Here is a 13362-nt window from a genome sequence, read left to right as displayed (position 1 = left end):
TAGCCTGTTTTGGGCGACATTTCGCCGCCCCAGGAGGCTCCGCCAGCAGCTATACTTTTCGGGTCTTTTCACCTGCGTTTGATGCAGGCCAGGGCAATGGCATAAAAACCATCACAATTTTTATTTGCAGGCGCTACAATCGACCGCAGTCACAATTCTCAAATCAGAAGAGTATTGCTAATGAAAAACATCAACCCAACGCAGACCGCTGCCTGGCAGGCACTCCAGAAACATTTTGATGAAATGAAAGACGTCACCATCGCGGATCTGTTCGCGAAAGATGCCGATCGTTTCAATAAGTTCTCCGCGACCTTCGACGACCTGATGCTGGTGGATTTCTCCAAAAACCGCATTACCGAAGAGACGCTGGCAAAACTGCAGGATCTGGCGAAAGAGACTGAGCTTGCCGACGCCATCAAATCCATGTTCTCCGGTGAGAAGATCAACCGCACCGAAGACCGCGCCGTGCTGCACGTGGCGCTGCGTAACCGTAGCAATACGCCAATCATCGTTGATGGCAAAGACGTCATGCCGGAAGTGAACGCGGTGCTGGAAAAGATGAAAACCTTCTCTGAAGCGATCATCTCCGGCAGCTGGAAGGGCTACACCGGCAAAGCGATTACCGACGTGGTGAACATCGGTATCGGCGGTTCTGACCTCGGCCCGTTCATGGTGACCGAAGCGCTGCGTCCGTACAAAAACCACCTCAACATGCACTTTGTGTCTAACGTCGATGGTACCCACATCGCCGAAGTGCTGAAGAACGTGAACCCGGAAACGACCCTGTTCCTGGTTGCCTCCAAAACCTTCACCACTCAGGAAACCATGACCAACGCCCACAGCGCGCGCGACTGGTTCCTGAAAACCGCGGGCGACAACAAGCACGTGGCGAAACACTTCGCGGCGCTGTCTACCAACGGTAAAGCAGTGGGCGAGTTCGGTATTGATACCGCGAACATGTTCGAGTTCTGGGACTGGGTTGGCGGCCGCTACTCCCTGTGGTCTGCAATCGGTCTGTCCATCATCCTGTCCGTGGGCTTCGACAACTTCGTTGAGCTGCTCTCCGGCGCGCACGCGATGGATAAACACTTCTCCACTACCGCACCAGAGAAAAACCTGCCGGTGCTGCTGGCGCTGATCGGGATCTGGTACAACAACTTCTTCGGCGCTGAAACCGAAGCGATCCTGCCATACGATCAGTACATGCACCGCTTTGCGGCCTATTTCCAGCAGGGCAACATGGAATCCAACGGTAAATACGTTGACCGTAACGGCAAAGCGGTGGATTACCAGACTGGCCCAATCATCTGGGGCGAGCCGGGCACCAACGGTCAGCATGCGTTCTACCAGCTGATCCACCAGGGTACCAAAATGGTACCGTGCGATTTCATCGCGCCGGCTATCACGCACAACGCCTTGTCTGACCACCATCCGAAGCTGCTGTCCAATTTCTTCGCGCAGACTGAAGCGCTGGCGTTCGGTAAATCTCGCGAGGTGGTTGAGCAGGAATACCGTGACCAGGGTAAAGATCCGGCAACCCTGGACCACGTTGTGCCGTTCAAAGTGTTCGAAGGCAACCGTCCAACCAACTCCATCCTGCTGCGCGAAATCACCCCGTTCAGCCTGGGCGCGCTGATTGCTCTGTACGAGCACAAGATCTTCACGCAGGGCGCTATCCTGAACATCTTCACCTTCGACCAGTGGGGCGTTGAGCTGGGCAAACAACTGGCAAACCGCATTCTGCCAGAGCTGGGTGACGATAAAGCGATCGACAGCCACGACAGCTCTACAAACGGCCTGATTAACCGTTATAAAGCATGGCGCGCGTAATAAATATGTCATGAAAAATGCCGGCGATATGCCGGCATTTTTTTATCGGATAATTCCTGATGTCTGTTATTTAACTCAAATTCTGGTTATGAGTTTTATCTGAAAAAGCCCGTTAACCCGTTAATCACTGCGGTTTATTTTAGGAAAATACGGATAATTAAATTATTAGAGGTTAATTATATCTTCTTGATTTTTAATGTTAATATATTTTATTAATTCATCTTATATATCATTTTTATCCAATAGTCTGAAAACTCCCTCCCTATTTATCCGTACGGCAATCCCGCTGCTTTAGTTGTGTATACTCGAATCCGCCTGAATTTCTTTTCGGGCAAATCTCCATTCATTCATTGAAGGGAAATTGTTATGAAAAAAGTACTGTATGGCATTTTTGCCATATCTGCGCTTGCGGCGACATCTGTTTATGCAGCTCCGGTTCAGGTCGGGGAAGCAGCAGGGTCGGCTGCGACGTCTGCGTCTGCGGGAAGTTCAACCGCAGCCAGCGCCAGCACCGTAAGTTCAGCCGTGGGTGTCGCGCTGGCGGCAACCGGTGGCGGTGATGGCTCCAATACCGGAACCACGACCACCACGACGACCAGCACCCAGTAATAGCGGGTGTTTTAATCATAACCACACTTCGGTGTGGTTATTTCGCCCCTTCGGAGAAGAGTCGTGAAGCGACCTGCAATCATTATGATTTGCCTGCTGTTGCAGGCGTGCTCAGCCACTACCAAAGGGCTGGGAAATTCCCTGTGGGACAGCCTGTTCGGTACGCCGGGCGTGCATCTGACCGATGACGAACTGCAGAACATGCCGTATGCCAGCCAGTACATGCAGCTAAACGATGGCCCGCAACTGTTTGTGGTGCTCGCTTTCGATGAAAACGGGCAGCAGAAATGGGTGACGCAGGATCAGGCCACCATCGTGACGCAGCATGGTCGCATCGTGAAAACGCTGCTTGGCGGTGACAATCTGCTTGAGGTAAACAACCTCGCCGACGATCCGCTGATCAAACCTAATCAGATTACCGACGGCGCAAGCTGGACGCGCACAATGGGTTGGACCGAACACCAGCAGGTACGCTACGCCACGGCGCGTTCTACCTTCCGCTGGGACGGCACTGACAGTGTCAACGTCGGGAGCGACGAAACGCAAACTCGAGTGCTGGATGAAGAGGTCACGACCGACCAGGCAACCTGGCATAACCGCTACTGGATAGATGAAGAAGGGCAAATTCGCCAGTCCCTGCAGTATCTCGGTGCCGGTTTCTTCCCGGTGAAAACCACCCTGATCAAGGCGGCGAAATCATGAAAACGCTCATCCACGTTGCGCTTCTCGCCAGCCTTGCCACGCCGCTGGCATGGTCTGCGGGGACAGTGAAGGTCTACACGCCGGACAACGCGCAGCCCAAAACCTTAACTAACGCAGAGCATCTGCTCGATCTCGTTGGACAGCCAAGGCTGGCTAACAGCTGGTGGCCGGGGGCGGTTATCAGCGAGCGTCAGGCAACGGTAGCGGCGGAACAACAACACCGTGCCCTGCTGGCTCGCCTGACGGGGTTAGCGGAGCAGGAAGACGGCGATGATGCCGCCGCTATCAACAACGTTCGCCAGCAGCTTCAGGCGCTGAAGGTCACAGGCCGCCAGAAGGTAAACCTTGATCCAGACGAAGTGCGCGTTGCGGAAAAGGGTAACCCCACGCTTGAAGGGGAGTACACGCTCTGGCTGCCGGTGAAACCGACGACGGTGACCGTGATGGGGCTAATCAGCAGCCCGGGCAAAAAGCCCTTTACCCCCGGTCGCGATGTGGCGAGCTATCTCGACGAACAAAGCCTGCTGAGCGGCGCGGATAACAGCTACGCCTGGATTGTTTACCCCGACGGGCATACGCAAAAAGCACCCGTAGCCTACTGGAATAAGCGACATATCGAACCCATGCCCGGCAGCGTGATTTTTGTCGGCTTTGCCGACCATTTCTGGACGAAGGCGTATGACGGGCTTAATGCCGATATCCTTCATTCCCTGACGCAGCGGATCCCGGATTAATGAAAAGAACCTATCTCTATAGCATGCTGGCGCTGTGCGTAAGCGCCGCCTGCCATGCGGAAACGTATCCGGCGCCCATTGGGCCGTCGCAATCAGACTTCGGCGGCGTCGGTTTACTGCAAACCCCTACCGCGCGTATGGCACGCGAGGGGGAGATCAGCCTCAACTATCGCGATAACGACCAGTATCGCTACTACTCCGCCTCCGTACAGCTGTTCCCGTGGCTTGAAACCACGCTGCGCTATACCGACGTGCGAACGAAACAGTACAGCAGCGTCGACGCGTTCTCCGGCGATCAGACCTATAAAGACAAAGCCTTCGACGTCAAGCTGCGCCTGTGGGAAGAGAGCTACTGGATGCCGCAGGTGTCCGTCGGTGCGAAAGATATCGGCGGGACCGGCCTGTTCGACGCGGAATACATCGTGGCCAGCAAAGCCTGGGGGCCGTTTGACTTCTCACTGGGGCTTGGCTGGGGCTATCTGGGAACCAGCGGCAACGTCAAGAACCCGTTCTGTACCTACAGCGATAAATACTGCTACCGCGATAACAGCTACCAGAAAGCCGGTTCCATCAACGGCGATCAAATGTTCCACGGCCCGGCCTCGCTGTTTGGCGGCGTGGAGTATCAAACACCGTGGCAGCCACTACGCCTGAAGCTGGAGTACGAAGGAAACGACTACTCGCAGGACTTCGCCGGGAAAATTGAGCAGAAGAGCAAGTTTAACGTCGGCGCCATTTACCGCGTCACCGATTGGGCCGACGTTAACCTCAGCTACGAGCGTGGCAATACCCTGATGTTTGGCTTCACGCTGCGCACCAACTTTAACGATATGCGTCCGCACTATAACGACAATGCGCGGCCTGCGTATCAGCCGGAGCCGCAGGATGCGATCCTCCAGCACTCCGTGGTCGCCAATCAGCTGACGTTACTGAAATACAACGCCGGTCTGGCCGATCCGAAAATTCAGACCAAGGGCGACACGCTTTACGTCACCGGCGAGCAGGTGAAATACCGCGACTCGCGCGAAGGGATCGAGCGCGCCAACCGGATCGTCATGAACGATCTGCCGGAGGGGATCCGCACGATCCGCGTGACGGAAAACCGCCTCAACATGCCGCAGGTGACGACCGAAACGGACGTCGCCAGCCTCAAGCGCCATCTGGAAGGCGAGCCGCTCGGGCATGAAACCGAGCTGGTGCAAAAACGCATTGAGCCTGTGGTGCCAGAAACGACGGAACAGGGCTGGTATATCGATAGATCGCGCTTCGATTTCCATATCGACCCGGTGCTGAACCAGTCCGTCGGCGGCCCTGAAAACTTCTACATGTATCAGCTGGGCGTCATGGCGACGGCGGATCTGTGGGTTACCGACCACCTGCTGACCACCGGAAGCCTGTTCGGCAACATCGCCAACAACTACGACAAGTTCAACTACACTAACCCGCCAAACGACTCAAAGCTGCCGCGCGTGCGTACCCGCGTGCGTGAGTATGTGCAGAACAACGCTTACGTGAACAACCTGCAGGCCAACTACTTCCAGTACTTCGGCAACGGCTTCTACGGCCAGGTGTACGGCGGGTATCTGGAAACCATGTACGGCGGCGCGGGGGCGGAAGTGCTTTATCGTCCTGTCGACAGCAACTGGGCGTTCGGGATTGATGCTAACTACGTCAAGCAGCGTGACTGGCGCAGCGCGCAGGACATGATGAAGTTCACCGACTACAGCGTCAAAACGGGTCACCTGACCGCCTACTGGACGCCGTCGTTCGCGCAGGACGTGCTGGTGAAAGCCAGCGTCGGTCAGTACCTGGCGGGCGATAAGGGCGGTACGCTGGATATCTCTAAACACTTCGACAGCGGCGTGGTGGTGGGCGGCTACGCCACCATCACCAACGTCTCGCCGGACGAATACGGGGAAGGGGACTTCACTAAAGGGGTCTACGTGTCGATTCCGCTGGATCTGTTCTCGTCAGGCCCAACCCGCAGCCGCGCGGCGATTGGCTGGACGCCGCTGACGCGTGACGGGGGTCAGCAGCTTGGACGTAAGTTCCAGCTGTATGACATGACGAGCGATAAGAATATTAACTTCCGCTGATGCTTCACGCCGGGCGGCACTGCGTTTGCCCGGCCTACGGTTTTTGTAGGCCCGGTAAGCGCAGCGCCACCGGGCGAATCACAAGCGGCGCAGTAGCCTCGCCGGGTTCCCGGCATAGACACCTTTCTCGACGATCGATTTTGTTACCACGCTCCCTGCACCAATCACCGCACCGTCGCAGATGGATACCGCCAGAATGGTCGCTCCACTGCCTATCGAAACATCATTCCCCACGGTAATATGGCCCCAGCTCTCTCGGTCGGCGTTCGGTTTCCCCTCCCGAAACATATCGTTGGCAAACATCACGCCATGGCCAACAAAGCAACGCTTACCAATAGTGACATACTCGCAGATGAAGGTGTGCGACTGGATTTTGCAGTCGTCACCGATGCGCGTATTGCCCTGGATTTCAACAAACGGGCCGACGAATACGCCGTTGCCCAGTACACAGTCGTATAGGTTCGCAGGTTCATATACGATCACATTGTCGCCACAGGTCACGTTGCGAACCCCGGTTTGTTTACGCTCCATCGGTTTTCTCCCTACATAAAACATAATTAAAAAATATAGATCCCCGTCACATTTTTGCGTTATACAGGAACCTCGCCCTGGAGAATGAGGTGCTGTATGACATCCCTGACTCGCCCGCGCGTTGAGTTTATCTCAACGATCCTCCAGACCGTGCTGAACCTCGGTCTGTTGAGCCTTGGCCTGATACTGGTCGTCTTTTTGGGTAAAGAGACGGTGCATCTGGCGGATGTGCTGTTTGCCCCTGAACAAACCAGCAAATATGCGCTGGTGGAAGGCCTGGTGGTCTACTTTCTCTACTTTGAATTTATCGCCCTGATTGTGAAGTACTTTCAGTCCGGCTTTCACTTCCCGCTGCGTTATTTTGTCTACATTGGTATCACCGCGATAGTGCGGCTGATCATCGTCGATCATAAATCCCCGCTCGACGTGCTGATCTACTCGGCGGCGATCCTGCTGCTGGTGATCACCCTCTGGCTGTGCAACTCGAAGCGGCTGAAACGCGAATAAAAAAATGGCGCTCCGAAGAGCGCCTAACAACAGTCACAAGTTGGGTCAATACAATACGTCTAAAGTTGAGGGTTGCAGTGGCATAACAAATGAAACTTAACCTTTCACACCGCCCGCCGTCAGGCCATTCACCAGCCAGCGCTGGGCCAGCAGGAACACCACGGTAATCGGGATGGCAGAAAGTACGGCCGCCGCGGCAAAGTCGCCCCACAGGTAGTTTTGCGGGTTGAGGTATTGCTGCATACCCACGGCCAGGGTGTAGCTGTTCACATCACGCAGTAACAGTGAGGCAACCGGTACTTCGGTGATCGCAGCGATAAACGACAGGATAAACACCACCGCCAGAATCGGCACTGACAGCGGCAGCAGCACCAGGCGGAACGCCTGCCACGGGGTTGCGCCATCCAGCGCCGCCGCTTCTTCCAGCGAGCCGTCGATGGTTTCGAAATAGCCTTTGATGGTCCACACATGCAATGCGATGCCGCCAAGATAGGCGAAGATCACGCCGCCGTGGGTGTTCAGACCGATAAAGGGTACGTACTGTCCCAGGCGGTCAAACAAGGCATACAGCGCCACCAGCGACAGTACGGCCGGGAACATCTGGAAAATCAGCATCCCTTTCAGCAGCGTCGCTTTGCCCGGGAAACGCATGCGGGCGAAGGCGTAGGCGCAGGTGGTGGAGAGCGTCACGATGCCGATCGCGGTAATGCCTGCGATTTTCACCGAGTTCCACAGCCACAGCAGCACCGGGAACGGCGGCGGCGTGACGCGGCCATCCGCGTGTTCAACGCTGAAGCCCAGCGCGAGCTTCCAGTGCTCCCAGGAAATTTCGTCCGGGATCAGGCTCCCGGTGGCGAAGTTACCCGAACGCAGGGAGATGGCGATAACCATCAGCAGCGGGAACATGATCGCCGCGATGAAAATCAGCAGGCCTAAGTGCGTCGCGAGGAGGCGCAGTTTCTGAGATTTGGGTTGGACCATAGACATAATCAGTGCCCTCCTTAGTCGAATTTCATACGTGTGGCTTTCAGGTTCACAATCGCCAGGGCGCCTACCAGCAGGAAGATCAGGGTGGCAATCGCCGCCGCCAGACCGAAGTCCTGACCGCCGCCCCCTTCGAAGGCGATGCGGTAGGTGTAGCTCACGAGCAGGTCGGTATAGCCTGCTGGCGTCGTGGTGCCAAGGCGGTCCGGGCCGCCGTTGGTCAACAGCTGAATCAGCACGAAGTTGTTAAAGTTAAAGGCGAAGCTGGCAATCATCAGCGGCGTCAGCGGCTTAATGAGCAGCGGCAGCGTAATTTTGAAGAAGTTCTGGAACGGGCCCGCGCCGTCCATCGCCGAGGCTTCGTACAGATCGTCCGGGATAGCCTTCAGCAGGCCCATGCACAAGATCATCATGTACGGATAGCCGAGCCAGGTGTTCACGATGATAATCATCGAGCGGGCGGTGGTTGGGTCGCTGAACCAGGCCGGTTTGATACCGAACAGCGCGCTCAGCATCATGTTGATTTCACCGAAGCTCTGGTTAAACAGCCCTTTGAAAATCAGAATCGAGATAAACGACGGTACGGCGTACGGCAGAATCAGCAGCACGCGGTAAATCGCTTTGCCCTTCAGGGATTCCCACTGGACCAGACAGGCCAGCACCATGCCCACGGCAACGGTCAGGATCACCGTCAGCACCGAGAAGACCACCGTCCAGACGAAGATGGCGAAGAACGGTTTCTGGATGCCTTCGTCGGTAAACACGCGGGTGAAGTTATCCCAGCCGATGGTGACGGTGTAGCCCGGGCTGAGTTTGTCATCACCCCAGTTACCGTCTGCATTCACAGACTGATAAAAACCGATATCGTTGTTCGGGCGATATTTCACGCCGCTCTGGTTGTTGGTCAGGGTGCCGTCGTCCGCCAGGGTATAGAGTGGCTGCGTACCTGAGAACTGGCGCAGTGAGCTCATGGTCACTTTGCTTTCGTCTGGCAGCACGGCGGTGAGCTGGGTCAGCGCCTGACGGTTCTGGGTAATGACGCGCAGATTAGCACGTTCACCTTCCGGCAGGGCCGCAGCCTCTTTTAAGGCCAGCTTTTGCTCGCCACCAAATTTGAACGCATCGGAGATATAGTTTTTGCCGCTCTCTCCATCAGTGAGTGCTAACTTCCACTCGTCACCCGCAGGATACAGGCCGAAGTTGAAGGTTTTACCCGCCTGATAAGAACGGTCCAGAAGCACCTGCGTTGCACGTTCCTGCGCGAGCTGGTTAGTGCTACTGTAGTTGGTGAACGCAATGGCGATGGTACAGATCAGCGGGAAGAGAACAAACAGCCCCATCCCGGCCACGCCCGGGTAGACATAGCGCCAGGCGTAGGCTTTACGGTTGGCGAAAATATACAGGCCAGCAGAGCTTAAAATCAGCGTCATGATGGCAAACAGATATTCCCCTTGTACGTACATTAAAACAACAAGGTAACCCACCAGCAGACACAGCAGACCTATCACTGACCACTTCAGCGCGTCGCTTTGCCACCAGTGCTTCTTTTTAATGACATCCATGGGGTTCTTCCTCTACAACGGTGGAAACTTATCGTCAGGTGGCGCTGCGCTTACCTGACCTACGGATCGTGCCGTAGTCGTAGGGCGGGTAAGCGCATGCGCCACCCGCCGTTTTTCAGACTTACTTAGTAATACGACCCTGAGCATCTTTCAGCGCAGCATCGACAGTCTGACGACCGCTTGCAGCGTTGATAACCGCAGTACGGGTGGCGTACCAGAATGCGGCCATCTGTGGGATGTTCGGCATGATTTCGCCTTTCTGGGCGTTATCCATGGTGGCCGCGATGCGTGGGTCTTTCGCTAACTGATCCTGGAAGGATTTCAGCGCAACGGCACCCAGCGGTTTGTCCTTGTTCACTTCATCCAGACCCTGATCGGTCAGCAGGTAGTTTTCCAGGAACTCTTTCGCCAGCTCTTTGTTCGGGCTGGCGGCGTTGATGCCCGCGCTCAGCACGCCAACGAACGGTTTAGACGGCTTGCCGTTGAAGGTTGGCAGCAGCGTCACGCCGTAGTTGATTTTGCTCTTGTCGATGTTGGTCCAGGCCCACGGACCGTTGATGGTCATCGCGGTTTCGCCTTTGTTGAACGCCGCTTCCGCGATGGAGTAGTCGGTATCCGCGTTCATGTGTTTGTTCTTGATGAGGTCAACCAGGAAGGTCAGACCCGCTTTCGCGCCCGCGTTGTCCACGCCCACGTCTTTCACGTCATATTTGCCGTTTTCAAACTTGAACGCGTAACCGCCGTCGGCAGCAATCAGCGGCCAGGTGAAGTACGGCTCTTGCAGGTTGAACATCAGAGCGGATTTACCTTTCGCCTTCAGCTCTTTATCCAGTTTCGGGATCTCTTCCCAGGTCTTCGGCGGGTTTGGTACCAGGTCTTTGTTGTAAATCAGAGACAGGGCTTCAACCGCAATCGGGTAAGCGATCAGCTTGCCGTTATAGCGAACGGCGTCCCAGGTGAACGGGAACAGCTTGTCCTGGAAGGCTTTATCTGGAGTCACTTCGGCCAGCAGACCAGACTGTGCGTAGCCGCCGAAACGGTCATGCGCCCAGAAGATGATGTCCGGGCCATCGCCGGTCGCAGCAACCTGCGGGAATTTCTCTTCCAGTTTGTCCGGGTGTTCGATGGTGACTTTGATGCCCGTATCTTTTTCGAATTTCTTACCCACTTCGGCCAGGCCGTTATAGCCTTTATCGCCGTTAATCCAGATAACCAGCTTACCTTCTTCAATTTTGGCGAGAGCCGGTGCGGAAATCATCATTGCTGCCAGGGCGGACAATGCGAAAACGCGTGCGCCAGTCTTGATCTTCATATCTGCCATCCTTTTTTGGTGATGTGCTCGTGGATACACTGAGGTGGTTCAACGTGACTCAGTCTCCTTATTTGACATCCTCTTTCCATCCTCCCAGCCCCTACGCCCCACCCCCCGTTTGTGTGATCCCTGTTGCATAAATTTAAGTTATGAGTGCTGGCGCACATAAAAACCCACCGAATTTTGCAGGTGGCTTCACGAATTTTGCCTCAGCCCCCCAGCCGCGGTCGCAGAGCCTGCTCTCTCATCCTCCCGCCTCCTCCCCCATAAAAAAGGCAGGGGGTGGAGGATTCACGAAAGTAATGGATACCCCATAGTGAACTTATCTTGAATGTTTCTGTCGGTGACAGGTTGTAACGAAGGGAGAAGGGCATGGCGAGCGTACAGCTGCGTAATGTAACGAAAGCCTGGGGCGACGTAGTGGTGTCTAAAGACATCAATCTGGACATCACTGAAGGCGAGTTCGTGGTGTTTGTTGGCCCATCAGGCTGTGGTAAATCTACTCTGCTGCGTATGATTGCCGGTCTTGAAACCATCACCAGCGGCGATCTGCTGATCGGTGATACCCGGATGAACGACATCCCGCCTGCCGAACGTGGCGTCGGTATGGTGTTCCAGTCTTATGCACTTTATCCCCATCTTTCCGTTGCGGAAAACATGTCCTTTGGCCTGAAGCTGGCTGGCGCGAAGAAAGACGTGATCAACCAGCGCGTGACGCAGGTAGCGGAAGTGTTACAGCTCGCTCACCTGCTGGAGCGTAAGCCAAAAGCGCTTTCTGGCGGTCAGCGTCAGCGCGTGGCAATCGGCCGTACGCTGGTGGCCGAGCCGCGCGTGTTCCTGCTCGATGAACCTCTCTCAAACCTGGATGCCGCCCTGCGCGTCCAGATGCGTATCGAAATCTCCCGTCTGCACAAGCGTCTCGGCCGCACGATGATTTACGTCACCCACGATCAGGTCGAAGCGATGACTCTGGCTGACAAAATCGTGGTGCTGGATGCCGGCCGCGTGGCGCAGGTAGGCAAACCGCTGGAGCTCTATCACTACCCGGCAGACCGCTTTGTTGCGGGCTTTATTGGCTCGCCAAAGATGAACTTCCTGCCCGTCAAAGTGACCGCGACAGCCATTGAACAGGTACAGGTGGAGCTGCCAAACCGCCAGCAGGTCTGGCTGCCGGTCGACAGCGCCAACGTACAGGTCGGGGCTAACATGTCCCTGGGTATCCGCCCTGAGCATTTACTGCCTAGCCACATCGCCGATGTGACGCTGGAAGGTGTTGTTCAGGTCGTCGAACAGCTTGGTCACGAAACACAGATTCATATCCAGATCCCCGCCATCCGTCAGAACCTGGTCTACCGCCAGAATGACGTGGTGTTGGTAGAAGAGGGTGCCACATTCGCTATCGGCTTGCCGCCAGAGCGTTGTCATCTGTTCCGTGAGGATGGCACTGCATGTCGTCGGCTGCACAAAGAGCCAGGCGTTTAAGCAATCCCAAAAGAAGACACGAAACCGACAGGTGAAGTGTTCAAAGAAAAGCAATGATCTCAGGAGATAGAATGATGATTACTCTGCGCAAACAAGTCCCTCTGGCAATCGCCGTTGCGGCAGGCATCCTGTCTGCCCAGGCAGGCGCCGTGGACTTTAAAGGTTATGCTCGTTCCGGCATTGGCTGGACCGGGAGTGGCGGTGAACAACAATGTTTCCAGGCAACAGGTGCACAAAGTAAATACCGTCTCGGTAACGAATGTGAAACCTACGCCGAACTGAAACTTGGCCAGGAAGTGTGGAAAGAGGGCGATAAGAGCTTCTATTTCGACACTAACGTCGCGTATTCCGTTTCTCAGCAGAACGACTGGGAATCCACCAGCCCGGCCTTCCGTGAAGCAAACGTGCAGGGTAAAAACCTGATTGAATGGCTGCCAGGCTCCACCATCTGGGCCGGTAAGCGTTTCTATCAGCGTCATGACGTCCACATGATCGACTTCTACTACTGGGATATTTCTGGTCCTGGTGCGGGTATCGAAAACATCGATCTGGGCTTCGGTAAACTGTCTCTGGCTGCAACCCGTTCTTCTGAGTCCGGTGGTTCTGCAACCTTCGCCGATCGTGATGCGAACGGCGACCGTATTTACGACAACGTCGTGCCAAACGATGTCTTCGATGTCCGTTTAGCGGGTCTGGAAACCAACCCGGGCGGTACGCTGGAGCTGGGTGTTGATTACGGTCACACCAACATTCCAGACGATTATTACCTGCAGCCTGGCGCCTCTAAAGATGGCTGGCTGTTCACCGCTGAACACACCCAGAGCATGATGAAGGGCTTCAACAAGTTCGTTCTGCAGTACGGTACGGACTCCATGACCTCTAACGGCAAAGGTATCCCACAGGGCGGCAGCATCGATAACGACGGCTCCATGTGGCGTGTGCTGGACCACGGTGCAATCACCCTGGCAGACCGTTGGGACCTGATGTACGTCGGTATGTACCAGAACATCGAT

The 13362-nt window shown here is 55.5% G+C and carries 12 protein-coding genes; 8 read left to right on the top strand and 4 right to left on the bottom strand.

Features of this window, described 5'->3' with window-relative positions:
* Window positions 1–180: 180 nt before the first annotated feature.
* The 5 genes from pgi (at window position 181) to K5E19_RS22285 (ending at window position 5971) form a co-directional block, all read left to right on the top strand.
* The gene (gene pgi, locus K5E19_RS22305) at window positions 181–1830 is read left to right on the top strand and encodes a glucose-6-phosphate isomerase (RefSeq protein ID WP_221553131.1); all 1650 of its coding nucleotides are present in this window, start codon (window positions 181–183) and stop codon (window positions 1828–1830) included.
* Window positions 1831–2196: 366 nt separating this feature from the next.
* Window positions 2197–2439, top strand: coding sequence for an exopolysaccharide production protein YjbE (yjbE, locus tag K5E19_RS22300; protein ID WP_008503423.1), 243 nt, complete (start codon window positions 2197–2199; stop codon window positions 2437–2439).
* Window positions 2440–2502: 63 nt separating this feature from the next.
* Window positions 2503–3141, top strand: coding sequence for a YjbF family lipoprotein (locus K5E19_RS22295; RefSeq protein WP_120159796.1), 639 nt, complete (start codon window positions 2503–2505; stop codon window positions 3139–3141).
* Window positions 3138–3875: a capsule biosynthesis GfcC D2 domain-containing protein gene (locus K5E19_RS22290; protein WP_221553129.1), complete on the top strand. Its 738-nt coding sequence runs from the start codon at window positions 3138–3140 to the stop codon at window positions 3873–3875. The genes K5E19_RS22295 and K5E19_RS22290 overlap by 4 nt, the downstream gene beginning before the upstream one ends.
* The gene (locus K5E19_RS22285; protein ID WP_221553126.1) at window positions 3875–5971 is read left to right on the top strand and encodes a YjbH domain-containing protein; all 2097 of its coding nucleotides are present in this window, start codon (window positions 3875–3877) and stop codon (window positions 5969–5971) included. The genes K5E19_RS22290 and K5E19_RS22285 overlap by 1 nt, the downstream gene beginning before the upstream one ends.
* 78 nt (window positions 5972–6049) lie before the next feature.
* Here the strand turns inward: K5E19_RS22285 and K5E19_RS22280 are convergent, their stop codons facing one another.
* Window positions 6050–6502, bottom strand: a complete 453-nt coding sequence (locus K5E19_RS22280; protein WP_047646913.1) for an acyltransferase — start codon at window positions 6500–6502, stop codon at window positions 6050–6052.
* 96 nt (window positions 6503–6598) lie between these two features.
* On the opposite strand from K5E19_RS22280, the gene psiE reads away from it, so the two are divergent.
* A complete protein-coding gene (psiE, locus tag K5E19_RS22275) occupies window positions 6599–7009 on the top strand; it encodes a phosphate-starvation-inducible protein PsiE (protein ID WP_000202963.1) in 411 nt (136 codons plus the stop codon).
* Window positions 7010–7105: 96 nt separating this feature from the next.
* Here the strand turns inward: psiE and malG are convergent, their stop codons facing one another.
* The 3 genes from malG to malE form a co-directional block, all read right to left on the bottom strand.
* A complete protein-coding gene (gene malG / locus K5E19_RS22270) occupies window positions 7106–7996 on the bottom strand; it encodes a maltose ABC transporter permease MalG (RefSeq protein ID WP_221553124.1) in 891 nt (296 codons plus the stop codon).
* A 14-nt stretch (window positions 7997–8010) separates the two neighbouring features.
* A complete protein-coding gene (gene malF / locus K5E19_RS22265) occupies window positions 8011–9555 on the bottom strand; it encodes a maltose ABC transporter permease MalF (protein ID WP_221553123.1) in 1545 nt (514 codons plus the stop codon).
* A 121-nt stretch (window positions 9556–9676) separates the two neighbouring features.
* A complete protein-coding gene (gene malE, locus K5E19_RS22260; protein ID WP_221553122.1) occupies window positions 9677–10867 on the bottom strand; it encodes a maltose/maltodextrin ABC transporter substrate-binding protein MalE in 1191 nt (396 codons plus the stop codon).
* A gap of 372 nt (window positions 10868–11239) precedes the next feature.
* Here malE and malK point away from each other — a divergent pair, with 372 nt between their 5' ends.
* Together malK and K5E19_RS22250 are read left to right on the top strand one after the other, a co-directional pair.
* Window positions 11240–12349 carry a maltose/maltodextrin ABC transporter ATP-binding protein MalK gene (gene malK / locus K5E19_RS22255; RefSeq protein WP_221553121.1) on the top strand — a complete coding sequence of 370 codons (1110 nt, stop codon included), beginning with the start codon at window positions 11240–11242 and terminating at the stop codon, window positions 12347–12349.
* A 71-nt stretch (window positions 12350–12420) separates the two neighbouring features.
* Window positions 12421–13362, top strand: a 942-nt coding sequence (locus K5E19_RS22250) for a maltoporin (RefSeq protein WP_221553120.1), incomplete at its 3' end; no start/stop codon positions are given.

The sequence above is a fragment of the Enterobacter sp. RIT637 genome (genome assembly GCF_019718755.1).
GTDB lineage: Bacteria > Pseudomonadota > Gammaproteobacteria > Enterobacterales > Enterobacteriaceae > Enterobacter.
The sequence above is the reverse complement of the archived record's forward strand: the minus strand, read 5'-3'. Positions and strand labels throughout refer to the sequence as shown.

What these genes read in the sequence shown, in the direction of transcription:
- K5E19_RS22280 (WP_047646913.1), bottom strand. Translation starts at nt 6,502, where the DNA reads ATGGAGCGTAAACAAACCGGGGTTCGCAACGTGACCTGTGGCGACAAT.
- malK (WP_221553121.1), top strand. Translation starts at nt 11,240, where the DNA reads ATGGCGAGCGTACAGCTGCGTAATGTAACGAAAGCCTGGGGCGACGTA.
- malE (WP_221553122.1), bottom strand. Translation starts at nt 10,867, where the DNA reads ATGAAGATCAAGACTGGCGCACGCGTTTTCGCATTGTCCGCCCTGGCA.
- pgi (WP_221553131.1), top strand. Translation starts at nt 181, where the DNA reads ATGAAAAACATCAACCCAACGCAGACCGCTGCCTGGCAGGCACTCCAG.
- yjbE (WP_008503423.1), top strand. Translation starts at nt 2,197, where the DNA reads ATGAAAAAAGTACTGTATGGCATTTTTGCCATATCTGCGCTTGCGGCG.
- malF (WP_221553123.1), bottom strand. Translation starts at nt 9,555, where the DNA reads ATGGATGTCATTAAAAAGAAGCACTGGTGGCAAAGCGACGCGCTGAAG.
- K5E19_RS22285 (WP_221553126.1), top strand. Translation starts at nt 3,875, where the DNA reads ATGAAAAGAACCTATCTCTATAGCATGCTGGCGCTGTGCGTAAGCGCC.
- malG (WP_221553124.1), bottom strand. Translation starts at nt 7,996, where the DNA reads ATGTCTATGGTCCAACCCAAATCTCAGAAACTGCGCCTCCTCGCGACG.
- K5E19_RS22290 (WP_221553129.1), top strand. Translation starts at nt 3,138, where the DNA reads ATGAAAACGCTCATCCACGTTGCGCTTCTCGCCAGCCTTGCCACGCCG.
- psiE (WP_000202963.1), top strand. Translation starts at nt 6,599, where the DNA reads ATGACATCCCTGACTCGCCCGCGCGTTGAGTTTATCTCAACGATCCTC.